Origin of the sequence: Bradyrhizobium sp. JYMT SZCCT0428 (assembly GCF_018131075.1) — a bacterium.
Taxonomy (GTDB): domain Bacteria; phylum Pseudomonadota; class Alphaproteobacteria; order Rhizobiales; family Xanthobacteraceae; genus Bradyrhizobium.
Genome location: NZ_JAFCLS010000021.1, coordinates 16,803 through 41,524 on the forward strand (window position 1 = coordinate 16,803; position 24,722 = coordinate 41,524).

At 63.4% G+C, this 24,722-nt stretch carries 26 protein-coding genes and 1 pseudogene; 4 read left to right on the forward strand and 23 right to left on the reverse strand.

Annotated elements, in window-relative coordinates:
• Positions 1–12 precede the first annotated feature (12 nt).
• From JQ575_RS21935 to bla, 8 genes are all read right to left on the reverse strand, one after another.
• The gene (locus JQ575_RS21935) at positions 13–1,056 is read right to left on the reverse strand and encodes a PotD/PotF family extracellular solute-binding protein (protein ID WP_212035243.1); all 1,044 of its coding nucleotides are present in this window, start codon (positions 1,054–1,056) and stop codon (positions 13–15) included.
• 35 nt (positions 1,057–1,091) lie between these two features.
• A complete protein-coding gene (locus JQ575_RS21940; protein ID WP_212035244.1) occupies positions 1,092–2,144 on the reverse strand; it encodes an ABC transporter ATP-binding protein in 1,053 nt (350 codons plus the stop codon).
• 2 nt (positions 2,145–2,146) lie between these two features.
• Complete coding sequence (locus tag JQ575_RS21945; protein WP_249166807.1) at positions 2,147–2,977, reverse strand: ABC transporter permease; 831 nt, start codon at positions 2,975–2,977, stop codon at positions 2,147–2,149.
• Between the two features lie 26 nt (positions 2,978–3,003).
• Positions 3,004–4,254: an amidohydrolase family protein gene (locus tag JQ575_RS21950; RefSeq protein WP_312015987.1), complete on the reverse strand. Its 1,251-nt coding sequence runs from the start codon at positions 4,252–4,254 to the stop codon at positions 3,004–3,006.
• Positions 4,255–4,262: 8 nt separating this feature from the next.
• Entirely contained in the window at positions 4,263–5,498 is a 1,236-nt protein-coding gene (locus JQ575_RS21955; protein ID WP_212035245.1) for an amidohydrolase family protein, read from the reverse strand.
• Between the two features lie 226 nt (positions 5,499–5,724).
• Positions 5,725–5,940, reverse strand: coding sequence for a hypothetical protein (locus tag JQ575_RS21960; RefSeq protein ID WP_212035246.1), 216 nt, complete (start codon positions 5,938–5,940; stop codon positions 5,725–5,727).
• A gap of 257 nt (positions 5,941–6,197) precedes the next feature.
• Entirely contained in the window at positions 6,198–6,452 is a 255-nt protein-coding gene (locus tag JQ575_RS21965) for a hypothetical protein (protein WP_212035247.1), read from the reverse strand.
• Positions 6,453–6,642: 190 nt separating this feature from the next.
• Positions 6,643–7,542 (reverse strand): class A beta-lactamase, encoded by a 900-nt coding sequence (gene bla, locus JQ575_RS21970; RefSeq protein WP_212035248.1) that lies wholly within the window; start codon positions 7,540–7,542, stop codon positions 6,643–6,645.
• A gap of 100 nt (positions 7,543–7,642) precedes the next feature.
• Between bla and JQ575_RS21975 the strand changes: the two genes are divergently transcribed.
• The gene (locus tag JQ575_RS21975; RefSeq protein ID WP_212035249.1) at positions 7,643–8,560 is read left to right on the forward strand and encodes a LysR substrate-binding domain-containing protein; all 918 of its coding nucleotides are present in this window, start codon (positions 7,643–7,645) and stop codon (positions 8,558–8,560) included.
• A 9-nt stretch (positions 8,561–8,569) separates the two neighbouring features.
• Here JQ575_RS21975 and JQ575_RS21980 read toward each other — a convergent pair whose 3' ends face one another.
• From JQ575_RS21980 to JQ575_RS22040, 13 genes are all read right to left on the reverse strand, one after another.
• Positions 8,570–9,883, reverse strand: a complete 1,314-nt coding sequence (locus JQ575_RS21980) for a c-type cytochrome (RefSeq protein WP_212035250.1) — start codon at positions 9,881–9,883, stop codon at positions 8,570–8,572.
• Positions 9,884–9,941: 58 nt separating this feature from the next.
• Complete coding sequence (locus tag JQ575_RS21985; RefSeq protein WP_212035251.1) at positions 9,942–10,340, reverse strand: gamma-butyrobetaine hydroxylase-like domain-containing protein; 399 nt, start codon at positions 10,338–10,340, stop codon at positions 9,942–9,944.
• A gap of 12 nt (positions 10,341–10,352) precedes the next feature.
• A complete protein-coding gene (locus tag JQ575_RS21990; RefSeq protein WP_192734409.1) occupies positions 10,353–10,508 on the reverse strand; it encodes a hypothetical protein in 156 nt (51 codons plus the stop codon).
• A gap of 34 nt (positions 10,509–10,542) precedes the next feature.
• Positions 10,543–11,553, reverse strand: a complete 1,011-nt coding sequence (locus tag JQ575_RS21995) for a formate dehydrogenase subunit gamma (RefSeq protein ID WP_212035252.1) — start codon at positions 11,551–11,553, stop codon at positions 10,543–10,545.
• A gap of 65 nt (positions 11,554–11,618) precedes the next feature.
• Positions 11,619–12,215, reverse strand: coding sequence for a formate dehydrogenase FDH3 subunit beta (gene fdh3B, locus JQ575_RS22000; protein WP_100418683.1), 597 nt, complete (start codon positions 12,213–12,215; stop codon positions 11,619–11,621).
• 14 nt (positions 12,216–12,229) lie between these two features.
• A complete protein-coding gene (locus JQ575_RS22005; protein ID WP_212035253.1) occupies positions 12,230–15,196 on the reverse strand; it encodes a formate dehydrogenase subunit alpha in 2,967 nt (988 codons plus the stop codon).
• A gap of 13 nt (positions 15,197–15,209) precedes the next feature.
• Positions 15,210–15,434 carry a hypothetical protein gene (locus tag JQ575_RS22010; protein WP_212035254.1) on the reverse strand — a complete coding sequence of 75 codons (225 nt, stop codon included), beginning with the start codon at positions 15,432–15,434 and terminating at the stop codon, positions 15,210–15,212.
• Between the two features lie 41 nt (positions 15,435–15,475).
• Positions 15,476–16,276, reverse strand: coding sequence for a molecular chaperone TorD family protein (locus tag JQ575_RS22015; RefSeq protein ID WP_212035255.1), 801 nt, complete (start codon positions 16,274–16,276; stop codon positions 15,476–15,478).
• A gap of 146 nt (positions 16,277–16,422) precedes the next feature.
• The gene (locus JQ575_RS22020) at positions 16,423–17,130 is read right to left on the reverse strand and encodes a DUF3306 domain-containing protein (protein ID WP_212035256.1); all 708 of its coding nucleotides are present in this window, start codon (positions 17,128–17,130) and stop codon (positions 16,423–16,425) included.
• Positions 17,127–17,645 (reverse strand): DUF3305 domain-containing protein, encoded by a 519-nt coding sequence (locus JQ575_RS22025; protein ID WP_249166808.1) that lies wholly within the window; start codon positions 17,643–17,645, stop codon positions 17,127–17,129. Before JQ575_RS22025 ends, JQ575_RS22020 begins: the two co-directional genes overlap by 4 nt.
• A gap of 25 nt (positions 17,646–17,670) precedes the next feature.
• On the reverse strand, positions 17,671–18,693 hold the full coding sequence (locus tag JQ575_RS22030) for a DUF6352 family protein (RefSeq protein ID WP_212035257.1): 1,023 nt from the start codon (positions 18,691–18,693) through the stop codon (positions 17,671–17,673).
• Positions 18,690–19,265: a DUF6505 family protein gene (locus JQ575_RS22035; protein WP_212035258.1), complete on the reverse strand. Its 576-nt coding sequence runs from the start codon at positions 19,263–19,265 to the stop codon at positions 18,690–18,692. Before JQ575_RS22035 ends, JQ575_RS22030 begins: the two co-directional genes overlap by 4 nt.
• 7 nt (positions 19,266–19,272) lie before the next feature.
• The gene (locus JQ575_RS22040) at positions 19,273–20,028 is read right to left on the reverse strand and encodes a biotin/lipoate--protein ligase family protein (protein WP_212035259.1); all 756 of its coding nucleotides are present in this window, start codon (positions 20,026–20,028) and stop codon (positions 19,273–19,275) included.
• A 135-nt stretch (positions 20,029–20,163) separates the two neighbouring features.
• Between JQ575_RS22040 and JQ575_RS22045 the strand changes: the two genes are divergently transcribed.
• The 3 genes and pseudogenes from JQ575_RS22045 (at position 20,164) to JQ575_RS22055 (ending at position 23,678) form a co-directional block, all read left to right on the forward strand.
• Positions 20,164–22,197 (forward strand): 4Fe-4S binding protein, encoded by a 2,034-nt coding sequence (locus tag JQ575_RS22045; protein WP_249166809.1) that lies wholly within the window; start codon positions 20,164–20,166, stop codon positions 22,195–22,197.
• A pseudogene (locus tag JQ575_RS22050) lies at positions 22,160–23,059 on the forward strand (Mrp/NBP35 family ATP-binding protein); the annotation flags it as partial. The gene JQ575_RS22045 and the pseudogene JQ575_RS22050, both read left to right, overlap by 38 nt.
• A gap of 115 nt (positions 23,060–23,174) precedes the next feature.
• The gene (locus JQ575_RS22055) at positions 23,175–23,678 is read left to right on the forward strand and encodes a tetratricopeptide repeat protein (RefSeq protein WP_312015988.1); all 504 of its coding nucleotides are present in this window, start codon (positions 23,175–23,177) and stop codon (positions 23,676–23,678) included.
• A 95-nt stretch (positions 23,679–23,773) separates the two neighbouring features.
• Here JQ575_RS22055 and JQ575_RS22060 read toward each other — a convergent pair whose 3' ends face one another.
• The gene (locus tag JQ575_RS22060; protein WP_212035260.1) at positions 23,774–24,061 is read right to left on the reverse strand and encodes a hypothetical protein; all 288 of its coding nucleotides are present in this window, start codon (positions 24,059–24,061) and stop codon (positions 23,774–23,776) included.
• An 86-nt stretch (positions 24,062–24,147) separates the two neighbouring features.
• Positions 24,148–24,603: an Lrp/AsnC family transcriptional regulator gene (locus JQ575_RS22065; protein WP_192734397.1), complete on the reverse strand. Its 456-nt coding sequence runs from the start codon at positions 24,601–24,603 to the stop codon at positions 24,148–24,150.
• Positions 24,604–24,722: the final 119 nt, after the last annotated feature.

Below are 24,722 nucleotides of genomic sequence, written 5' to 3' on the forward strand. Positions count from 1 at the left end.
GCTAAAGCCCGCTCAGCCCTTCAGTTCCTTGTCCCACCATTCCTTGAGCGCGACGTCGTTCTTGTTGAGATAGTTGTAGTCGAGATCGACCAGTTTCTTGACCTCGTCCGGGGTGAAGCCGATGCGCTTGTTGAGATCGGGCGCGACCACGGCGTTGCTGACCGTGGGATTGTAACCCATGTCGACGGCGAACGCTTCCTGCGCGCTCTTGTCCAGCATGGCGTCAAGATAGGCGTAGGCGCCTTCCTTGTTGGGCGAGTTTTTCGGGATGACGAAGCCCGAGACATAGGCCAGTGCGCCTTCGGTTGGGGTCATCGATGTCACTGAAATGCCCGCGTTCTGCCATTGCACGACGCGCGCTTTCCACATCACGCCGAGGCCGAATTCCTCCGACTTCAGGCCTTGCGCAAACGCCTCGTTGGTCGGATAGATCCGCATGCCGGCCTTCTTGCACTCCAGTAGCAGTTTCTTGGCGGGCTCGAGATCATCGACCTTGCCGCCGGCAGCGAGCGCCGCGCAGACCAACGTGTACTGATACTGGATGTCGATGATGCCGAGCTTGTTGCCTTGCTTGGGATCGAACACGTCCTTGTAACTGACCGGCGCTGTTGTGATTACCTTCGGATTGTAGACGCCGACCTTGCCCGAATAGATATGGCCGACGCCGTAGGGATATTTCATCCCCGGCAGCAGATTGCCGGCATTCTTGAGCTTGCCGTAGTCGATCGGCAGCACACTGCCGGCGTCGTGCATCTGGAACATGTTGATGGCCGAAAGACCCTGCACATCAGTCGTGCCGCGCGGCAGCCGCATCTCGGCGAGCATCTTCGAGCGCCGCTCGGGATCGCCAGCCTGGTCCTGCACCACCTCCCAGCCATCCTTGATCAGGATCGGCGCCTCGATATTCTTGTTGAGCAGGCGGGCGTAGTCGCCGCCCCAGGTACCGACAACGATGCGGCCTTTGGCCTGCGCCGACGCCATGCGTGGCAGGCTGGCGGTACCGGCAAGGGCTGCGGCACCGAGCAGGACTTCACGGCGGGATTTCGAGCTGGTCATGGTGGATGCCTCCGGGATGTTGGTTGGCAGAGATATTATGATTGAAATACGCGGCCTGTCGATTTGCTCCAGCCGATACGGACCTGTTCTCCGATCACCGGCAACGGCTGTTCCGGCCGGTTCTGGATCTGCACGATGACACGCTCCTTGGGCGACAGGCGGACATGCAGATCCACCTGCGAGCCGAGATAGGAGATGAACTCCACGGAGCCTGGAAAACTGTTGTCCATCGCAGGCGCCGCAGCCGACATCAGTGCAAGCCGTTCGGGCCGCAGCGCCAGCGAAGCGCTGCCGGTAGCGGTCCCTTCGCAGGCGACGACGATGCCGCCGGCCGAGATGAAGCGCCCGGGGCCATCCATGCGGCCATCGATGAAGGTGGAGCGGCCGACGAAATCCGCGACGAATTTTTCCGAAGGCCGTTCATAGAGATCCTGCTGCGAGCCGATCTGGCGGATGCGGCCCTCGCTCATGACGACGAGGCGGTCGGCCATGGTGAGCGCCTCCTCCTGGTCGTGCGTCACCATGACCGTGGTCAGACCGAGCTTGCGCTGCAGTTCGCGGATTTCGACGCGCACGTCCTGGCGCAGCTTGGCGTCGAGATTGGACAAGGGCTCGTCGAGCAGCAGCACATCGGGGTGAAACACCAGCGCCCGGGCCAGCGCCACGCGTTGCTGTTGGCCGCCGGACAATTGTCGCGGCAGCCGGTCGCTGAGATGATCGAGTCGCACCAGGCGCAAGGCTTCCGCAATCTTCGGCGCCATCTCCGCCTTCGGTATCTTGCGCATTTCGAGGCCGAACGCGACGTTCTCGGCCACCGTCATATGCGGAAACAGCGCATAACTCTGGAACACGAGGCCGGTGTTGCGCTTCCATGGCGGCAGCGAAGTAATGTCGCGATCGCCCACGCGCACGCTGCCCGATGTCGGCTCGATGAAGCCGGCAATGATGCGCAAGGTCGTGGTCTTGCCGCAGCCGGACGGGCCGAGCAGGACGAGGAACTCGCCATCGGCGATGTCGAGCGACACGTCATCGGCGGCCTTGAAGTCGCCATAGCGCTTGGTGATGCCGGTTAATTGCAGACGCGCCATGCTCAGACCACGCGACCGATCTTGACGAAGCGATCGGTCAGCAGCATGGCCCCGCCGATAAACAGGATCTGCAGTACCGATACCGCGGCAATCGTCGGGTCGATCTTCCATTCGAGATATTGCAGGATCGCGATCGGCAGCGTGGTGCGGCCGGGACCGACCAGGAACAGACTCATTTCCAGATTCCCGAACGAGGCGATGAAGCCGAACAGAGCGGCCGCGACGATGCCCGGCAAAATGCCAGGCAGCGTGATGCGCCGGAACGTGGTCAGGCGGTCGGCGCCGAGGCTCTGCGCGGCTTCCTCGACGGCGCGGTCCATCCCGACGAGGCTCGCGGTGATCAGGCGCACCGTCCAGGGGATCGCGATCAGGACGTGACCGGCGACCAGGCCGCCGAGTGAACCGAGGATGGGCCATCCGGTAACGATCTCGGTTTCGACGTGGAAGACGTAGAGCGCGATGCCGAGCACGATGCCCGGCACGATCAGCGGCAGCAACAGCAGATTGTTCACCGCCTCGCGCCCGGCAAAACGCCCGCGCACCAGGCAGACGGCGGCAGGAATGCCGATCGCCAAACCGATCGACGTGGCGATCACGGCGACCTGCAGGCTAAGGAAGAATCCCTTGACGAACCTGTCATTGCCGGGAACAGCGCGAAACCATTTCAGCGAATAGCCTTCCGGGGGGAATGACGGAATTTCCTGTGCGAAGAATGCCAGCCAGATCACGAAGAACATCGGCAGCAGGATATATGCAAGCGACACGCCAGCCGCCGTCCCGAGCGCCATCCGGCCGACAACGCGTGATGAGGTCCATCGGGGTACGACGGTCAAGATCGCCTCTTTGTGGGAGCCTTCGATTAGTTCAGCCGGTTCTTATGCAAAATGCCGGCCTTCATGATCAGGGAGAGATGTTTGCCTTGATCGCCAAGCAGCGCAAGGTCTTTCAGCGGATTGCCGTCGACCAGAATGGCGTCGGAGAAGGCACCTGCCTGCAAAGTCCCCACCTTGCCCGGCATGCGCAGCACGTCGGCGCCGATCGTGGTCGCCGAACGGATGATCTCGATCGGCGAGACCACCTCCTGGCGGATGGTGAACTCCTTGGACTGGTCCCAGTGCAGCTCGCCCAGCAGGTCGCTGCCATAGGCGACAGGAATATTGTGGCGCTTGCAGATCTCCAGCGATTTCAGCCCGCCCTGCAGCACGATTTCGTTCTTGGCGAGGCTTTCGCCGATCATGCCGAACTGTTTTGCGCGATCCTTCATGGCGTAATAAGTGACGAGGTTGGCCACCAGGAACATGCCCTTTTCGGCCATCAGCTTGGCGGAAGCATCATCGATCAGATTGCCATGCTCGATAGTGCGGACGCCGAGCCGCGCGGCGCGGGTGATGGATTCGGCGGAATAGGCGTGCGCGCAGACGTAGCGGCCGAAGGCAGTCGCCTCCTCCACCGCCGCGCTGACCTCGCCATCCGAGAATTGCTGGCTGTCGAGCGGATCGTAAGGCGACGCGACGCCGCCGGACATCATGATCTTCACATGGTCGGCGCCCTGGCGCATCTGCTCGCGCGCGGATTTGCGGACCTCGTCCACGCCATCCGCGATCGCGGACTTGAATTGCAGGCCGTTGCAGCAGACGCACTCGTTGTTGCTGCTGTTGAAGCGGTTGGTACGCCGGCGCGAATCCGAATGGCCACCGGTGGGGCCGATCGACTGGCCGGCGATGTAGAGCCGTGGGCCGGTGATATGCCCGGTTTCGATCGCGGTCTTGATGCCCCAATCGGCGCCGCCGGTGTCGCGCACGGTGGTGAAGCCGCGGTCGAGCATGGCGCGCAAACGCGTCGCGGCGCGCGCGGTGACCAGCGTCAGCGGCAACGCCTCCATGAAGCGGACATTGACTTCGCTATGGATGGCGTGGACGTGGCAGTCGATCAGCCCCGGCATCAAGGTGCGCTTGCCGCAGTCGATCACCGTGGGCTCGGCCGCCTTGATCGGCGTCGTGCTGAGTTCCTTGATGGAATCGCCCTCGACCAGCATCTGATAGCCGCCGCGGAGCTCGCCGAACGAGGGTTCGAGCAGTTCGAAATTCTTGAACAGAATTTGCTGGGACACTGGCAGGCTCACTGCAGCCGATTCTTGTGGAAGCGCCCGGCCTTCATGATGATTGAAAGGTGTTGGCCCTGGTCCGCGAACAGTTTCAGGTTCTTCAAGGGATCGCCGTCGACGACGAGCAGGTCGGCAAACGCGCCCGGCTTCAGGCAGCCGATCTTGCCCTCCATGCGGGTGACCTCTGCGCCGATCGTGGTGGCGGAGCGGATGATCTCCGCCGGCGACAGCACCTGCGCCCGCAGCGAAAACTCCTCCGACTGCGCCACCTGCAGTTCGCCGAGCAGATCGGTGCCGTAGGCGACCGGGACGCCGTGGCGCTTGCAGATTTCGAGCGATTTTAAAGCGCCATCGATCACGAGGTCGTTCTTGGCCAGCATGTCCGAATTCATGCCGTACTCGGCGGCATGCTTCTTCATCTCGAAGTAAGTGACGAGATTGGCAACCAGGAACATGCCCTTCTCGGCCATCAGCCTGGCCGAGGCATCGTCGATCAGATTACCGTGCTCGATGGTGCGAACGCCGGCGTGCGCCGCGCGCGTGATCGCTTCCGGCGTATAGGCGTGCGCACAGACATAGCGGCCAAAGGCGTGCGCTTCCTGCACGGCGGCCTCGACCTCGCCGACCGAGAACTGCAGGCTGTCGAGCGGATCGTAGGGTGACGCCACGCCGCCGGACATCATGATCTTGACCTGGTCACAGCCCTGCCGCATCTCCTCGCGCACCGCGCGGCGGACCTCGGTGATGCCGTCCGCGACGCCCATGGAAAACGACATGGCGTTGCAGCAATGGCAGCGCGAACCAAAATCGGTGCGACGACGTGCATCGCTATGGCCACCGGTCGGACCGATCGCACGCCCGGCGATGAACAGCCGCGGCCCCGGTATCAGCCCCTTGTCCGTCGCCTCCTTCAGGCCCCAATCGGCGCCGCCGGTATCGCGCACACTGGTGAAGCCGCGGTCGAGCATCCTGTGCATCAGACGGGCGGCGCGCGCCGTCATCAGCGTCAGGGGCACGCTCTCCATGTTGCGGATCACGACCTCGGACAGCACCACATGGACATGGCTGTCGATCAGGCCGGGCATCAGCGTGCGTCCGCCGCAGTCGATCACGCTGGTGTTTGCGAGCTTGATCGGTTTGGCCGAGACTTCCCGGATCGTGTCGCCTTCGACCACCAGTTCATGGCCGCCGCGTAACTCCCCGACCTCCGGGTCGAGCATTTCGAAATTCTTGAAATGGGTGACATTCATGGCCCGGCTTCCGATCGCTCGCACGTTGATCGCGCGTTGATCGAAATGTCCTATGCCGACTTGCCGGCGTCAATGGGCAAGCCATGCGCTCACGTGGTGAACGCCGTGCCTTGGGCGCTGTGTCTTGGGCGACGTGGCTTTCCGGCGAAAATAAGCGCGTCGTGATGCAAATTCACGCGCCAATGTTCGCGAAGTCACGACCCAAGAATCATGCCGTCCGCGCCTTTCAGCGCTTGGGCGGGTGCGAAAAGACGAACGACATATCCTCGAACTCCTCGATCGGGAGCTTGTTCGCCGTAGTCGAAACGGAACGTTGCTGCGATGACGCCAGACCGGTTGTCCCGGTGGAGCGATGGCCCCAAAGCGAGTGCGACGGCAACATGGTGATGGTAGCGGCAAGCAACGCGACCGCAATGAATCCAGAGATCATCAAACGGTTCATGGCAAACCTCCGTTCGGAGAAGCCCACCCCGTCTGTCTCTTAGCGTGAGGCCCGAAGCGCGGATGTGAACTGAGTCACAGACAGCGTTCACGCTTTCTCTAGCGCCCCGGGAATTGCACCAAAACGGCACGCTCGAAACCGATGGGCTGCTCGGGCATCTTGGTGCCTGGTATGTAGGCCGCAGGCCGAACTTCAGAGCCGGCGTCGCGCCGTTCGGCCCGGCTGCGATCTCGCTTGCACCGCACTCGGGAACCAGATCACGGCTCCGGCCTGCTCGCCAAACAAGGATCCAGGAGGATGTGATCGTCATCGCGTCGTTGGTATCCGCCTTTCACGATAATCCTGTCACCGGCTTCCATGCCGTTGGACTGGTAGGTCACGCACATAATCCGGACATCGGGCGGAGAACACAGCACGAGATACCACAACGCTCCATCTGTCTTCACCGCCGTAAGACTGCCGACCACCGAAAGGTCGATCCGGTAGTCGAGTTCGGGAAGGCCATCCGCCATCGGCCTCACCTCTCCACACCCGGCGGCCCTCCGCACAGGCTGGTCCGCTTCCGAGAATGCCGGACGCCTGGTGAACATCCCGTTCGACGCAAGCGATGGAACCGAACTCGGCATCACAAGGCATACAGCGACGACGGCTATCGATAGTCCGCCCGCCGTTGCCGCCGAGAGGTTTGCTCGCATTCCGCACCTAGCCCGATCTCATCGCCGCGACCGCTCGCGCGATCGAAGCGATGGTGGCGTTTTGTTGCGCGCTGGGAACGCTGGCGCCCGTCAAATAGGCCGCGACGATGACAGGGGCGCCGTCGGGAGGCCACACCACGGCAACGTCATTGTTCGTGCCATGGTCACCGGCGCCGGTCTTGTCACCGACACGCCAGCCTTTCGCAAACCCTGCGCGCAATCGGGTTTCGCCGGTCTTGTTCGCGACCAGCCACGCCGTCAGCTGTTCGCGCGACGCAGCCGACAACGCTCCGGTCCCAAGGACAAGTTTCTCGAAATTCGAAACCATCGCATTGGGTGTCGTGGTATCGCGGGGATCGTCGGGCAGCGCCTGGTTGAGCGAAGGTTCATTCCGGTCGAGCCGCGTGACCTGATCGCCGAGCCCTCGCGCGAAGGCCGTCAGCTCCGGAGGTCCGCCGATGCTGGCGAGCAGCAGGTTGCCGGCAGTGTTGTCGCTCCGTGTCATCGCCGCCTCGCAGATTTCAGCGAGCGTCATGCCGTCGCCCCCGACGTGCTTTTCGGTCACCGGTGAATTCACCACGATCGCGGATGCGTCGAAGGTGATGCGCCGCCGCGTCAATTGCTCCTTCCCGGCATCCACCCGCGCCAGCACCGCCGCGGCCGCCAGCGCCTTGAAGGTGCTGCACATCGGGAAGCGCTCGTCGCCCCGGTGGACATGACGTGCACCGGTTGCCGTTTCCAGCACACAAACGCCGAGCCGGCCACCGCTCTCGCTCTCCAGACGCCTGATCTCGTCGATCAGCCGTTGATCCGTGGCCGCTGCGCGTGCCGGTCCTGGTAAGCCGCTGATATCAGCGGCTATCAGTCCTGCCCCGAAACCGAGATGAAACTGTCTCCTGCTGATCATTCGAATCCCTCTGGGTTGCGGGCGGGAACGTGCCCAGAAGGCGCCGTCTTGACAAACGATCAGTTTTGAACGCAGGCATTAGAAAAACTAGGGACGAGCAATGCGCCGCAGGACGAAGCTTTCACACCTTCCGCTGAATGCGCTACGGGCCTTTGAGGCGACGGCGCGCAACCTGAGTTTCACCCGTGCCGGGCTTGAGCTCCGCGTAACGCAGGCCGCCGTCAGCCAGCAGGTGAAAGCGCTGGAGGACAGGCTTGGCGCGCAGCTGTTTCGCCGGCTTCCGCGCGGCGTCGCGCTGACCGACGAAGGACAGTTACTGCTTCCCAGCATCGTCGAAGCCTTCGGGCGCCTCAACGAAGCGCTCAATCGTTTTGAAGACGGTCGCTACCAGGACGTCATCACGATCGGCGTCGTCGGCACCTTCGCGTCGGGGTGGCTGCTGCCGCGGCTCGACAGTTTCAGGAAGGCGCATCCGCGGATCGACTTGCGCCTGTTCGTCAACAACAATCGCGTCGACATAGCGGGCGAAGGCCTCGATTACGCCATTAGGTTTGGCGACGGCCTCTGGCACGGTACGGAGGCGATCCACCTGATGGCGGCGCCGCTTACTCCGTTCTGCGCGCCGGCAGTGGCCCGCCGGCTGAAAAGGCCGGCCGATCTCAAACGCGAGGAGCTGCTGCGTTCCTATCGGCAGGATGAATGGTCGCGCTGGTTTGCCGCGGCGGGACTGCTCAGTCCCGTCATCAAGGGAATGGTGTTCGATTCATCGATCACGATCGCCAGCGTGGCAGCGCGCGGTGCCGGCGTTGCGTTGTTGCCGGCGGAGATGTTTCGGGACGAGGTCCTTGAGCGGCGGCTGGTACGTCCGTTCAAGACCGAAGTAACGCTCGGCGACTACTGGATAACGTCGCTGCACTCCCGGCGACCATCGTCTGCGATGCTCTCGTTCAAGAGCTGGTTGCTTGAATCGATCACAGCGAAAACGGAAGCCCCGGCCCGGAATACCCGCAGCCAATAGTCGGGGTTGCTACCGCTTCGTGGCGCGCTCCAGGAACTGCACCAAAGCGGCACGGTCCTGTTCGGAACCGATGCGCTGCTCGGGCATCTTGGTGCCCGGCGTGTAGGCCGCAGGCCCGATCTCGAACAATTTCGAAACCGTTTCCGGCGTCCAGACGATATCGAGCCGCTTGAGCGCGTCGGAAAAATCATATCCCGGCAAGGTCGCAATGCGCCGGCCGAACAGGCCGGCCAGCGTCGGCCCTGCCCGGTTGGCCTGATCAGCACCTAGCGTATGGCAGGCGACGCAGGCACGAAAAATATCCGCGCCGCGGTCGCCGGCATACGCGGCCAGCGGGTCTGCCGTGTGTTCAAACAGCAAGGGATCGACGGGATCTCCGGTCACCGCGTTCCAGCGGCGGATGGTGCTGTCAGCGCCGCCGGTGAGCAGCGTGCGACTATCAGGCAGAAACGCCACCGACCAGACCGGCAGCCCGGGACCTACCAATGTGCGCGCCAGATTGCGCGTCTTGCGATCGATCACCGCGACCGCGCCACCAATACCGGCGGCCGCGACCCACGCGCCGTCGGGCGAGATCGCCATCGAGATCACAGGCCTCGGGCCGGTTTCAACGTCACCGGCGCGCGCACCGTCGCTGCGCAGAAAATACAGTTTGCCGTCGGCGCCTCCGGCCGCGATTTCGCCATCACGGCCAATCGCCACCGCGTTGAGCGGGCTCGGCATCGCAATGACTGTCGGCGGCGACGCGCCCGCCAGCGGCCAGATGCGAACGCTCTGATCGTAGCTGACGCTGACCAGCGTGCGGCCGTCGGGCGAAAAGGCGACGCCGTTGACGTTCTGGGTATGCCCTTCCAGCACGCGCGGCGCGCCGCCCGCGAGCGGCCACAGGCGCACCGTTTGATCCCACGACACGGAGGCCAATGTTGCGCCGTCGGGCGAAACCGCAAGGGCTGCGATCGGCGCGGTATGGCCTTCCAGCACCGCGTCGGGCCGGGTGTTGCCGGCGGTCCAGATCGCAATGCGGCCATCGGCGCCCGCCGTCGCGGCCCGTCCGTCCCGGAGCAACGCCACCGCGTTGACGGCGTCGGCGTGGAAACGGAGCACCTGCTCGGCCGCATTTGTCGTCAACGACCAGCGGATCGCGGTTGAATCGAAGCTGCCTGAAATGACGCTCGCGCCGTCGGGTGAAATCGCCAAGGCCCGCACCGGCCCGCCATGGCCGCGCAACTGCGCGTGGGCGGCGCTGGTGCCAAAGGCCGGCAGGACCAGCAGAGCGGCCCAGGTCAGTGCTATGAGGCGGGAGATGGTGTGAGCACGGATCATCTGCGGCGATCGTTTCGTCCGTTCGTGTCGCCGTCAAGGCAAGCATTGCTGAATGGGATCAGCGCATGCCCGGTTTGTCGCGATCGAGGGCCTTGGCCTGGAGCTCGTCGAGATAATCCTGAAAACGCCGCTCGGCGTTGCTGCCGAGATCGTGCAGGAACGCCCAGGAATAGATGCCGGTATTGTGCATGTCGTCGAAGCCGAGCCGCACGGCGTAATTGCCGACGGGATCGACGGAGAGAATGGTCACGTTGCGCTTGCCGCCGACCGTCTTGCGTTGCGCTTCGGAATGCCCCTGGACTTCGGCGGACGGACTGGTCACCCGGAGCAGTTCGGCCGACAGGTTGAAATCCGCACCGTCGTCGAAGGTGACGTGAAGGGCGCGGCGGTCCTTCACCAGCCGGATTTCCACCGGCCACGCCGCAACTGCCTTAACTTCCTTGGGAGCGTTCAACATCCGAGCCAAAAATCAGTTCGGCCCGATCAGATTTTTACCGGGATCGCCGACCCTCGCCCCGCTGGTGGTGTAGGCAACCGAACTCGACTGCTGAATGGTGTCGAGCACGGACGACACGCAGAACGCGGCGATCGCCGCAAACGCCAAAGCCGCCAGAAAGCTCTTCATCGTATTTCCCTCGAACTGCTCGGTACCCGTATCGTCATTCGGCCGCCACGGCGTGCGTGCCATCTTTCGACGGCGCACGGCCCTTGGCCTGCTCCTCCGCGACCCAGAGCGCGTGATGCTCCTTGGCCCAGTTCAGGTCGACCTCGCCGGTGCCCATCGCATCGAACGCACCCTCCATCCCGACGGAACCGATATAGATGTGGGCCAGCATGGCCGCGATGAAGAGCATCGCGATCACCGCATGGATCACGGTCCAGAATTGCAACGCCGTGACATTGGCCGGAAGATACGGGAACAGCATGAACCAGCCCGACACCGACATCAGCGCGCCGCCGATGATCACGATCCAGAAGATGCCCTTCTGGCCGGCATTGAAGCGTTTGGCCGGCGGATGCTTGCCATTGGCCAGGATCCCGCCGCCCTGCTTGATCCATTGCCAGTCGAGCTTCCCGGGGATGTTATCCTTGATCCAGATCAGGAACATGATCGCGAGGCCAAGCATGAACGGAAACGCCAGATAATCGTGCGCGATCTTGGCCCAGCCCGACATGGTCGCGAACGCCTGGGCGCCGAACAGCGGCATGATCAGGACCCGCCCGAAGCTGATGTTGAGCCCCGACAGCGCCAGCACGACGAAACAGCTCGCCGTCAGCCAATGGGTGAAGCGTTCGAAGCTCGCAAAACGCAAGATCTTGGTGCCGGAAAAACCGTGATCGACGCGAATCCTGCCGCGCACCGCCAGGAAGATCGCCAGCAGCACGATCATTCCAAGGATGGCGACGCCGCCGATGATCGGCAGCTTGCTGCGCTGAAAATCGCGCCAGTCGCGGCCCGCGGGCTGGATCAGGCTGGAGGCCATGGTATCCGGGATCGATATCCGCCCGGTGATCTTGTCGCCCTCCTTCAGCGCGTTCAGGAGTTTGTCTTCCTGAACAGCTTCAGCGGTCGGCTTGAACGTCAGCTGCGCGGCGGCGGGATGCGCGAACACAAACAGCAACGCGATGGCGGCGCATAGCGCCCGGAGGTGTGAAAGAGAGCTTGGCATAGGCCCGTGACCTTCCCGTTTCTCGTGACATGTGCGCCGCCGCGCCCCGCGCGACGGCCAAGGCATCAGCCGGTCGGTGAATCCGCGTAAGCCGTTTTCCAGCCCCACATGCCCGAACCGTAACCGCGCTTCATCACGCGCTCCTTGTAGATTTCGGCGATGATGGCGCCGTCGCCGGCGAGCAGCGACTTGGTCGAGCACATCTCGGCGCAAATCGGCAGCTTGCCTTCGGCCAGACGATTGGCGCCGTATTTGGCGTATTCGGCCGGGGTGGAGTCCGCTTCCGGCCCGCCCGCGCAATAGGTGCACTTGTCCATCTTGCCGCGCGAACCGAAATTGCCGACTTTCGGATATTGCGGCGCGCCGAACGGGCACGCGTAGAAGCAATAGCCGCAGCCGATGCACAGGTCCTTGGAGTGGAGCACCACACCGTCGGCGGTGGTGTAGAAGCACGACACCGGACAGACGGCGGCGCATGGCGCATCGGTGCAATGCATGCAGGCCATCGACACCGAGCGTTCGCCGGGCTTGCCGTCATTAATGGTGACGACGCGGCGGCGATTGATGCCCCACGGCACTTCATGTTCGTTCTTGCAGGCCGTCACGCAGGCGTTGCATTCAATGCAACGGTCGGCATCACAGAGAAATTTGACGCGAGCCATGATCTATTCTCCCCTCACGCCGATTGAATCTGGCACAGGGTCACCTTGCCCTCGTGCATGCCGGTGACCGGATCGTAGCCGTAGCTCGTGATCGAGTTCACGCTTTCGCCGAGCACGATCGGATCGCTGCCCTTTGGATATTTGCTGCGCTGGTCGACGCCCTGGAACCAGCCGGAGAAGTGGAACGGCATGAATGCGACGCCCTTGCCGACGCGGTCGGTGACCAGCGCCTTGACGCGAGCCTTCGATGAGTTCTCCGGGCCATAAACCCAGACCCAGCCGCCATCCTTGATGCCGCGTTCGGCAGCATCCGATGTGTTGACCTCGACGAACATGTCCTGCTGCAATTCGGCAAGCCATTTGTTCGACCGGGTTTCCTCGCCGCCGCCTTCATATTCGACGAGACGACCCGACGTGAGGATGATCGGGAATTGCTTGGCAAGCCCCTTGTCCACCGCGGCCTTCTGAACCGAAAAGCCGAGATTGGCCATCCGGAATTGGCGGCCATCCGGGCGCGTCGGGTATTTGGCGACGAGTTCGGGGCGAGAAGTGTAGATCGGTTCGCGATGGACCGGCACCGGATCCGGCAGATTCCACGCCACCGCGCGGGCCTTGCCGTTGCCATAGGCCATCACGCCATGTTCGAGCGTAACGCGGATGATGCCACCCGACAGGTCGACGGCCCAGCCGACACCGTCGGGATTGTTGCCGCCGATCTTGTTGATCGTCGCCAGTTCGGCCGCGGTGAGGTCCTTGTCCCAGCCGAGTTTCTTCAGCACGCCGTAGGTAAACTCCGGATAGCCGTCGGTGAGTTCAGAACCCTTGCTGTAGGAGCCTTCCGACAGCAGGTTGACGTTCTTTACCGAACCGTCCGGCTGCTTCTCTTCATAGACGACGCCGAACCGCGCCCGGAACGTGCCGCCGCCGTCCTTGACGTGCAGGTTGGTGTTATAGAGCGTGTGCGTTCCCGGATGCTTGATCTCCGGCGTGCCCCAGCACGGCCACGGCAGGCCGTAATAGTCGCCGCCGATTTCAGGCTCGTCGGCCTTGGCGCGCAGGGTCACCAGGTCGAACTTGCCCTGGTTCTTCATATGCGCCTTCAGCCGCTCCGGCGACTGGCCGGAATAGCCGGTCGAGAATCCGCCGCGGTTGATTTCGCGCAGCAGCTCTTCCGGCGACGGACGGTTGTTCTCCACCTTGAGGTTCTTGAACATCGGGTCGGCGAAGCCGAGCTTCTTGGAAAGCAGGTAGATGATCTCGTAATCGTCCTTGGATTCGAAGATCGGCTTGACGATCTGCTCACCCCATTGCAGCGACCGGTTGGAAGCGGTGCGCGAGCCCGAGGTTTCGAACTGGGTGCAGGCCGGCAACAGATAAGTGCCGTTCTTGCGCTCCGAGATCGCCGCGAACGTTGTCGGATGCGGATCGGCGACCACGAGCAGTTCGAGCTTCTCGAGGCCCTTCACCATCTCGGTCATGCGCGGGATGGTATTGCCGCCATGCCCCATGATGACCACGCCCTTGATGATGTCGCGTTGATCGACATCATCAGGATTGGCCAGCGTCGCGTCGAACCAGCGGGTCCACGGGATGCCCGGCAATTCCATGTTCTGCTTGCGGGTGCGGGCCGGACGGCCCGCCTTGGCCGGCACTTCGTCGAAGCGCGCCTGCAGATAATCGTATTCGACCTCCCAGACCCGCGCCCAGTGCTTCCAGGCGCCTTCAACGAGGCCGTAATACAGCGGCAGCGTCACGATATCGAGGCCGATATCGGTGGCGCCCTGCACGTTGCAATGGCCGCGGAAAATGTTGGCGCCGCCGCCGAAGGTGCCGACATTGCCGGTCGCCAGCAGCAGGGTGCAATAGGCGCGGACGTTGGCGGTGCCGACGGTGTGCTGGGTACCGCCCATGCACCAGACGAACGCCGACGGCTTCTGCTTCGCAAAGGTCTCGGCGACTTTCTTGACCTGTTCGCCCGGAATACCGGTGACGCGCTCGACCTCTTCCGGCGTCCACTTGGCGACTTCGGCGCGGATCTGGTCCATGCCGTAAACGCGCTGCTTGATGTATTCCTTGTCTTCCCAGCCGTTGGCGAAGATGTGGTGCAGCATGCCCCAGATCACCGCGATGTCGGTGCCGCTGCGGAAGCGCACATATTCGGTGGCGTGGGCCGCGGTGCGGGTGAAGCGCGGATCGAGCACGAAGACGTTGGCGCGGTTGATCTCCTTGCCGGTCAGGATGTGCTGCAGCGACACCGGATGCGCTTCGGCGGCGTTCGAGCCCATGAAGACGATGGTCTTCGAGTTGCGCATGTCGTTGTAGGAATTGGTCATCGCGCCGTAGCCCCAGGTATTGGCGACGCCGGCGACGGTGGTCGAATGACAGATGCGGGCCTGGTGGTCGATGGAGTTGGTGCCCCAGAACGCCGCGAATTTGCGGAACAGATAGCCGCCCTCATTGGAGAATTTCGCGGAACCGAGCAGATAGACGGAATCCGCGCCCGACTTGGCGCGGATCTCCAGCATCTTGTCGCCGATCTCGTTGATGGCGACGTCCCACGATATTTTCTGCCACTCGCCGTTGACGAGCTTCATCGGGTATTTCAGGCGGCGATCGCCGTGCACGAGCTCGCGCACGGACGCACCCTTGGCGCAATGCGAGCCGCGGTTGATCGGGCTGTCCCACGCCGGCTCCTGGCCGACCCAGACGCCGTTCTGCACTTCGGCGATCACGGTGCAGCCGACCGAACAATGCGTGCAGATGTTCTTTTTGATTTCCGTCGGCGCGCCGACGATTTTCGGACCGGCCTCTGCCTTGCGCACCGAGCCGAGCGGCATCAAGCCGAGGGCGGCGCCGGCGCCTGCAGCCAGACCGGATCGGCGCAGGAACGTGCGGCGGTCGAGAACCCCTGAAGCCAGGCCGGCGGCGACGCCTTGCAAACGCGCCTTGCCTGCGGATCCGTCTTTTCGCTTCATCAACATGTGCGTGTTCCCATCAATAGCGGTTGACGCGGTAGAAATTCTTGACGTGATCGGTTTCCTTGTAGCGGGCCTTGATGCGCTCGCCCTGCGCCTCGTCCGCGACCGCCTCTCCTCCCGCCAGCGGCACCACGGCTGCCGCAGCGACTGCCGATCCGCCCATCATGAACAAACGGCGGCGATCGAGCCCCTTGGCATCGAGCGGCTTGTCGGCCGGCGCCTTGTCGGATGGTTTGCTCATCGCGGTCTCCTCCACTTCAAACGTTCAGTTGCCTTTGCGCGTCACTCGGACAGCGTGAAGGCCTCGGCTTCCAGTTCCATAAACACGCGGCCGACGCGGCCAACGGCACGGTAGAATTTGGCGGTCCCGGACATCTCCAGATCGGCGAACATCCGTGCCGCCCACGGCTTGAGATGCCGGTCGAAGAAGCGCGCCTGTTCGGCGAATGGAGCCTCAAAGTCGCCGCGCGCCAGTCCCGCCATCACCTCAAGAAGAATCGCGATGTGATCTTCCGGCTCGCGCGAGGGGCCGGCACGCTCGATGCCGAGCAGGTCCAGATCTTCGCGCACACGCGCCAGCGGGCGCTCGTGCAGGAAGCCGGTCAGGTAATAGGAGGCATAGGGCAGCAGCTCGCCGCGCCCGAGCCCGATGAACAGGTCGAAGAATTCCTTGCTGGCGGCGCGGTCGTCCACAGCCGACGCGGCCACGGCGAGTTCGACATGCGCCATGCCGAGATCGGAGGCGTCGCCCTTCAATAGCGCGACCCGCGCCAGCGTGCCCGCGTCCGGCGCCTTGCCGAGCAGCAGCGACAGCAAGCCGTATTCCGCGGCGCGCAGCTGATCGATCTCGTCGATTTCCGGTTTCGCTGACAAGTTGGATGACACCTGAGCCTCGGATGATCCATAGAGATCGGGGCGAAGCACGGAACGCTCGACGCGCGTCAAGGCCGCGACCGCGAGAACCCGCTCGGCGGGAATCCGCGACCATGATGAAACCGAAGGCTGCGCAATGCCGATCGCTCGCGCTAACGACGCGACGCCACCCGCTGCCCTGATTGCCTGTTCCAGTCCGGCGTCACGCATGGTGAACCCGACATCTCCCCAGCCTCGCGCCCAGTGTCCCGTATCCTGTGTCCGATGCCTCTTAATCGGGCATACAAATTAGAACTGGAATTATTCCAGTCCTAAATTTGTATCATAGGCTTTGCCTATGTCTCGAAAACTTTTGTCTAAACAACAGGTTTTGCCGAGCCATGGCGTCGCACCGGCTGTTGCGGTGCAGCAGAATCGGAAGCCACGGAGATCGCTTCCTGCACTGGTCCGAGGCTGGCTCCCGCGTCGTCCCTCACAGGATTCGGCTCTACTGGCTCCGGCTGACCGCTCAATCGCAGCGGCTGATCCGGCAGATCCGGCTTTGGCTGGCCGGAAGATTCAGTGTCCATGGCAATCTCCGCCGGGACCTCGGCGGCAACCGGCGGCTCGGCCGGGGCTTCGCCGGTGCCCATGATCTGGGTGACCATCCGGGCGATATCGATGCCCGCGCCGAGTTCGCTGTTGCCCGGCACGCCGCCCGGCGTGTTCCAGTCATACGCGTATTCCAGTGCGGGATTGACGTAGTTGCGGATCGCGGGATCCAGCGCCCAGGATTTTCTCAAAGCCGCATTGCGCAGATGCTCAGGAACGCCCTTGCGCAGAAAGCCGGTGATATCCGTCTCCGCCGTCAATTCTTCGAGCGACGGCAGGCTGGAGAGATCGAACTCCGGCGCAGCCTCCTTTTCAGCCTCAGCCTCGGCCTCAGTCGCCGGAGCAGCAGCGATTTCGGCATCGGCAACGGGCGCTTCGCGCTCGGGCTGCTTTATCTCTTCCTTGGCCTCCTGCTTGCGCTGCGACCATCGCGCCAAAAAGCCCTTGTCGTCGCCCTGGTCCGGAGCACTCATGCGCGCCCTGTCCCTTCGTTCGGGCCGCGATCCTTCGGTCCACGCGGGCGGTCGCCGCCGGCACGATCGCGCTTGCGTTTGTGGAACACCCGCTCGACATGAAACTCGTCGACAAAGGCGGCGATCCAGGCCGCGATCTCCGGAGACATCGGAACCGTGCCGATGACGTCGCAACCGCTTTCGAAGATCGCCTCCCCTTCGGTCGGATCGGCCGTGATTTTTGTCAACTCCAGTTCGGATCCGCCGGCCTGTCGCCGCAGCGCGACCCAGATGCGCGGTTCGCCGTCGGCGAGATTGTCGCGGTAATTGGCGGTGTCGGAACTGAACAGGTCGATGCTGGCGGCGCCCGCGTAATACATCGTCGCATCCGGTTCAGTGGACAGCACGGTCCATGGCGCGGTTGCCGGCACCTCGTCGAGCACCATCGCCGGCGACCACATATGATCGATCCATGGATTATCGACGGCGCGGCGCCGCACCACCACACCCACTTCGCGGGATGCGGTCATCGCCATGCGCAATCCTCCGTGCACCGGCCGGTCATGCCACATTCGCCTTTGGCGCGAGCGGCAGCCCGGCGACCAGATTTTGCGGCTTCAGGCGCACGACCTTATCCGCGCCCATTGCCAGAATGAGGTAAACCGGCTTGCTGCCGACGCGTTCATCCACCAGCCGCGTATCCGCGATGGTCAGGCGCATCAGCGCGACAATGCGCTCGGCGGCGTTGGCGTCCACCGACGTGCCGTTCCACAGCGCATTGCCGATTTTAGTGCCCTCGCTGTCGAGACCGACAAACCAGCGCCAGTCACGGTCTTCGATCGAAGGAACCGTCTCGACGCTGACGGTTACATCGAGCAGATGGGCGATCCATCGTTCGATCACCCGGCAAAGCCCGGCACGCGCCTTCGCATTGCCGCCGATGTTCATGACCATCGCATGCGCATCCGAACGCGACCAATAGGTCCAGGCGTTCTCGTCGTCCATCACATCCATCTCGCCGAACGCCTTTGGCGGCGCCAGCATCGCTGTCAGCGGCGACGCATGCAGGTCATGTTCGGCCTGTTGCTGCGCCTCGACGATTTCGGCGTCCGCAAGCAACAGCGTGCCCTCATGAAACGCCGCCTGCTGGCTGCGATAGAACAGTTCGGCCGCACGCAGCATGTAGGGATCGTCGCAGCCCTCGAGCGCGTTGCGCAGGATCAGATGGCAGAGCTGCGAGACGAAGATCGGCGGCAGGTCGCCGGCGCCATTGCGGGCGATATTCACATAGACCGCCTCGAGTGACGGAGCCGCGACCAGCCGATCGCGAAAATTCATCATAAAGGTCCAGTTCTCGCGCGCATCGGGATCGGCGAGCGCCGCGATATCGGCTTTCGAAACCGAACGGAGCGGATCGGCCAACAGGCCCGCGTGCAGGTTCCGCTCGGCTTCGCAGGCGTCCTCCGGCGGCATCAATTCGGGCCGCGCCAGATAGGCCATGATCAGTTCGGGCGTCGCAATCAGCCCGCCGTGATCGGCGCGCCGCGTCAGATGATGGCCGGAGGCGACCCAGAATTCTCTCATTTGCGATTTCCGGTTTTCTGTTCAGTTCCCATCAATCCCAGCAGGTCGACCTCCTCGGCAGGTTCATCGTCGCCTTCGATCTCATGAAAGGTAAAAGCGCTGGCATGGGCGTGCAACCGGTCGGCATCGCCTGCGGCTTCGCGCGGCTTGAGGGTGCGAAAGCGCTCGCGGATTTCTCCGTCCTCGATGCTGCGTTGCACGGCGAGCAAGGTCTGCGCCGGGTGATCGCACAGCGAAGCCGCAAACGCGACCTCTTCTTCGGCGGCGCCGCGCGCGGCTTTCAGATCCGGCGCGCCGAACTTCTCCAGCAATTGCGCAGCAAGCCGATCGACTGCGGCTTGCCGCTCCGCTTCCGTCGCCTCGGTCACGATTGCCAGCGTCGACCATCCCAGACTTTCGATCCCGAGAAATCCGGAACGCAGCGCCACGCGCTGCTTCTGCGCCAGATCAGCCGAATCCTGGTTCCAGAACACGAACGCGCCGGAAACCGCCCATTCCCCGGGTTCCGCGGCACGCTCGAAAACAAACGTGTCCGATGGGTCGAGCCTGATGGTTCGCGGCAGCTTCAGCATGTCAGCCTCATCCGAACTTCGGACCGCGCAATTGCGGATCATACCAGTCCGCTTTCGCCAGCGCATCCACGAGGCTGGATCGATCGGGCGGCCCGCTGCCGGCGGGCAGCTTGACCAGCAGATCGCCATTGACGTCGATGGCCCTGATCTCGCCTGCCTTGCGCCCCGGAAGCCGCTCCAGATAATCCCGGGCGATGGCCTCAAAACCGCGCTCGTTCCAGCGATCGAACGCGGTCATCAGATGGCGGGCGAAGCTGCCGATGATCGCGTCGGCATCGACCATCTCAAAGCCTGCGCCCAGCATCGAAACGCCGGCCGCGGCCTGCACCTCGTCGAGATGCACCATGTCGGCGGCACGCAGGATCACGCCGAAAACCAGCCAGTTCGGCACGTCGGTCTCCGCGCAATCGACGGGCCAGCCGAGCCGCGCGCCGCCCAGCAATCCCGCGTCGAACCTGATCGCATCAGGCCAGTCGAAACTGACGTCCCGTTCGGGCGGGCAATGCGCCGCGATCGCGTCCGCCAGCGCGTTCATGCCGGCGAACAACGCCCGGCGCGCCGAGTTCAAGGGCTCGTCGGGTTCGAGCACCACGGCGAATTCGACCAGGTCGTAGCGCCGCACCCAGACCAGCGTTCCGGCGCCCGCTTCGGCCGCGATTTCGCATCCATGGGCAAACGCATCGCCGAGTTCGCGTAACGCGACCAAAGTATAACCGGGGGGCAGATCGGGCGCCTGATCCGCTTCCCCGCGACGCGATATCATCGAAAAGCTCATCCTGCGTTGCTTTGCTAAATTGCTTTGCAATCCGCCGGTGTATGCTATCCCCGTCGGGCTCGCAACGCGAGCGGAACCAGAAAACGAACCGTGCGATGTGCGCGCCGGTTCAGGAAGTTAACGATGGCTACGGCGTCTCATCTTCTGATTTGCAGTTGCGAGAAGACCATGCCGCTCGACGTGCCGGCAATCAACCGTGGCTGCGCCGGGAAGATTACGCAAGCCAACCAGCTCTGCGGCCTCGAACTCGACCGCTTCAAGCAAGCGCTTGCCGACGGTGCGCCGATCACGGTGGCCTGCACGCAGGAAGCGCCGCTGTTCCGCGAAGTTGCCGAGGATTTCCCGCAAGCCCAACTCACCTTTGCAAACATCCGCGAAGCCGGTGGCTGGTCGAACGATGCGGCGGCGGCCGGTCCGAAAGCCGCGGCGCTGATCGCGGCCGCGCAGGAAGACATGCCGCCCATCTCAATGGTGACGCTGGAAAGCAACGGCGTCGCGCTGATCTATGGAAGCGACGAACTCGCCATCGACGCCGCGCAGCGCCTCGCCGACCGTCTCGACATCACCGTGCTGCTGAGCAAACCCGGCGACGTCATGCCGCGCCGGAGCAATGAGTTTCCGGTGCTCAGGGGCACCATCCGCAACGCCCGCGGTCATCTCGGCGCGTTTGAGCTTGCGGTCGACGACTACGCGCTGCCGCTGCCATCTTCGCGCGCCAAGCTCGTGTTCGGCCCCGCACGCAACGGCGCGACGTCGACCTGCGATTTGATCCTCGATCTCAGCGGCGGTACGCCGCTGTTTCCCGCGCACGAACTGCGTCCGGGATATCTGCGCGCCGATCCGCGCGACCGCGCCGCCGTCGAGCGCGCGATTGCGGATGCGGGCAATCTGGTCGGCACCTTCGACAAGCCGCGCTTCATTCAGTTCGAGGAAGCGCTCTGCGCCCATTCGCGCTCGGGGATTACCGGATGCACGCGCTGCCTCGATCTCTGCCCGACCGGCGCGATTACGCCGAACGGAAAGGCCGTCGCGATCGACGCCAACGTATGCGCCGGCTGCGGCGCCTGCGCCTCGGTGTGTCCGACCGGTGCTGCTTCATATGCACTGCCCAGTGCAGACGCGCTGATGCGGCGATTGCGCACGCTGCTGCAGACCTATCGCAAGGCCGGCGGCGACAACGCGATCGTGCTGTTCCACGACGGCGAGCATGGCGACGCACTTATCGACGCGTTGGCAAGGTTCGGCGCCGGACTGCCGGCCCATGTGCTGCCGCTGCGCGTCAATGAAGTGACGCAGCTCGGACCGGAGAGTATCGCCGCGGTGTTCGCCTATGGCGGCAACGGTGTCGCGATCCTGACGCGCGGCAAACCCAGGCATGATATTGCCGGACTGCGCCGGACGACAGAGACGTCCGACACCGTGGTTGCCGCGCTCGGCTTCGGCGCTGGCTTGGTGCGCATCCTCGAGACCGACGATCCGGACCAGTTGCGCGCGATGCTCGATGCGGCGCCAGGCGGCGTCGCGACGCCAAAGCCGGCCGGCTTCGTGCCGCGCGGCGCCAAACGCAGCGTGCTCGAAACGACGTTTCGCGAACTTCACCTCGCAGCCCCCGCGCCGGTGGATAGCGTCCCGCTTGCGCCGGGCGCGCCGTTCGGCGGCGTCAATCTCAATGTCGAAGGCTGCACGCTCTGCCACGCCTGCGTCACCGCCTGCCCGACCGGCGCGCTATCGGACAATCCCGATCGTGCCATGCTGCGCTTCACTGAAAGCCTGTGCGTGCAGTGCGGGCTTTGCGAAGCGACCTGCCCCGAAAAAGTCATCACGCTCGAGCCGCGGCTGGATTTTGCGGCATGGAACGCGCCGCTGCGCGTCCTCAAGGAGGAAGAACCGTTCAACTGCATCGCCTGCGGCAAACCGTTCGGGACCAAAAGTTCGATAGAACGCGTACTGGCAAAACTCGGCGAGAAGCACTGGATGTTCCAGGGCGCCAACGCCAAACGGATCGATGTCATCAAAATGTGCGCGGATTGCCGCGTCGAGGCCGTGGTCAATGAGGGTTTTGACCCGCACGAGGCGCCGCAACGGCCGCCGGTGATGACGACCGAAGATTATTTGCGCGCGCGCGATGGCAAGAAGGGCGATCCCATTGGATCGTAAGGAGCCCGCCGTGTCCGCCACCCAGCCTGCCCCTGCAGCCCGCGCGATGTCACGCGCGTCAGGCATTCCCGGCGTCAAGCACGTGATCGCGGTCGCGTCCGGCAAGGGCGGCGTCGGCAAATCCACCACCGCGTGCAATCTCGCGCTCGGCTTCGCCGCCATCGGGCTGAAAGCCGGTATCCTCGACGCCGACATTTACGGCCCGTCGCAGCCAAAACTGTTCGGGCTGCGCGGCAAGCCACGCCAGGTCGGCCCGCGCATGCTGGAGCCGCTGGAGCGGTTTGGCGTCAAGGTGATGTCGATCGGCTTTCTGGTCGAGGAAGACCTCGCGATGATCTGGCGCGGGGCGATGGTGATCTCGGCGATCACGCAATTGCTGCGCGAGGTGGCGTGGGGCGATCTCGATATTTTGGTGATCGACCTGCCGCCGGGCACCGGCGACGCGCAGCTCACGATGGCGCAGCAGGCGCCGCTGGCCGGAGCGGTGATCGTCTCCACTCCGCAGGACATCGCGCTGATCGACGCGCGGCGCGGCATCGCGATGTTCGAGAAGGTGAACATCCCGATCCTCGGTCTGATCGAAAACATGTCGGCGTTCTGCTGCCCGGCCTGCCAGAAGCTCACGCCGATCTTCGGCCATGGCGGCGCACGGCAGGACGCCGAACGGCGCGGGATTCCGTATCTCGGCGAGATACCCCTCGATATCAAGATTCGCGAGACGTCTGACGATGGCCGCCCGGTGGTCGCGACCGAACCTGACGGCGTTCATGCGCGCCACTACATCGCGATTGCCCGCGATGTCTGGGCCACGATCACGTCAGGCGCGGCAAGCCGGCCGCCACCTCGCATTATCATTGAGTAAACGCGTTCATTGCATCGCACCGAAGCTGCGGGATGGCCACGCGATTGTGCCGCGCCGATTTTCGAGATACGAGGGAGTCATAATTTTTTCTTCAAAGCATTTAAGGGAGAAAATCGTGCGCTTATTGAGACATCTGGGATTGATGACCGCGATCATGTTCGCTCTGACAGCCAACGGACCCGCTGCCCATGCCGACAGCTTGAAGGAAGCCACGGCCGCGTTTGCAAAAAAGCAGTATGCGGCGGCGATCAAGCTGTTCCGGCCGCTCGCGGAAAAAGGCAATGCCGTCGCGCAATACAAGGTCGCGGTGATGCACAGGATGGGCCTCGGCGTTCCCAAGAGCGAAAAGGAAGCGCGGAAGTGGAGCCGGCTCGCGGCCAAGCAAGGCAACCCCCAGGCCCAGACATTGCTCGGCAGCCTCTACTACAAGGCCAGCGGCGAGGAATCGCCCGACACCGTTCGCGCCTACATGTGGTATGAAGTGGCGGCGGCGCAGGGCAATGCCGAGGCCAAGAAGGATCTCGCTTTGCTCACCAAGGAGCTGACCCCGCAACAGGTCACCGAAGCGCGCGAGAAGGCGCAGAAATGCAAATCGTCCGGCTACGAGCAGTGCGATTGATCGAACGTAGTTCTCACGACAGGTAGGCCGGCATCATCCTTGCGCCGGCTCCTTAGCGAAGGCAGAACGAGCATTCGCACGGCGCGTCGATGCGTTCATCCCTTCGGTTTGGAATCCGGCGGGCAGTCCTTTCGGACCAGCATGGGCTTGCCGCCGCTCTGCACGGTGGGCGCGGCCGAATCGGCGCCGCCGGCATCGGGCAGGATCGCGCTCTTTTCCACGGCCATTGAATTCGACGTCTTTTCATCGCCGTGTCCCGAGGTCGCGGAGCCCGTTGTCGTACAACTGGTCTCCGGCTTTTCGCTTGACGGCGTCGTCGATTGCGCGGCCGCAGGTCCAATGACCAACGATCCCACTAGAATTGCTGCGGCAGCACGAATCATTTTGCTCTCCCGTGATCAAAACAGGCTTTCGAAATTCGGAAGACAAACGTTCTGCAACAACGATAGTTCCCCGGCCCCAAGCCCTCTCAGAATGGCAGCGCGACGTCGCACTTGATCTCCTTGAGGATGACATTGGTGCGGACGTGACGGATGCCGGGAATCTTGAACATGAACTCGTCGAGAAACCGGTTGTAGGCGGCCATGTCGGCGACGACGACGCGCAGGTGATAGTCAGCATCTCCCGTCGTCGCAAAGCACTCGAGCACCTCGGGGCGCCGCTTCACGCGCGCGACGAACTGGGTAACGAAGGTCGCGTCGTGGCGATCGAGCGACACATGCAGAATGGCTGAAGTCAGGAAGCCGGCCCGTTCCCGATCGACCAGCGCCGCATAGCCGGTAATGACGCCGGACTCTTCAAGCGCCCGCACCCGGCGCCAGCACGCCGAAGACGACATGCCGACGTCGTCAGCCAGATCCTGGTTGCTGCGGCGGCCATCTTTCTGGAGATGGGTCAGCAATCGTCGATCCTGTCCTTCAATCATGATGGGCCTCTCCTGAACTGCCGTGGCAGATCATGCCGGATGATACGTCACTGCTGGTAGTTTCTACCATAACAGACGGAAATATCGAACAATTAGAACAGCTCTTCCACCCGATCGGG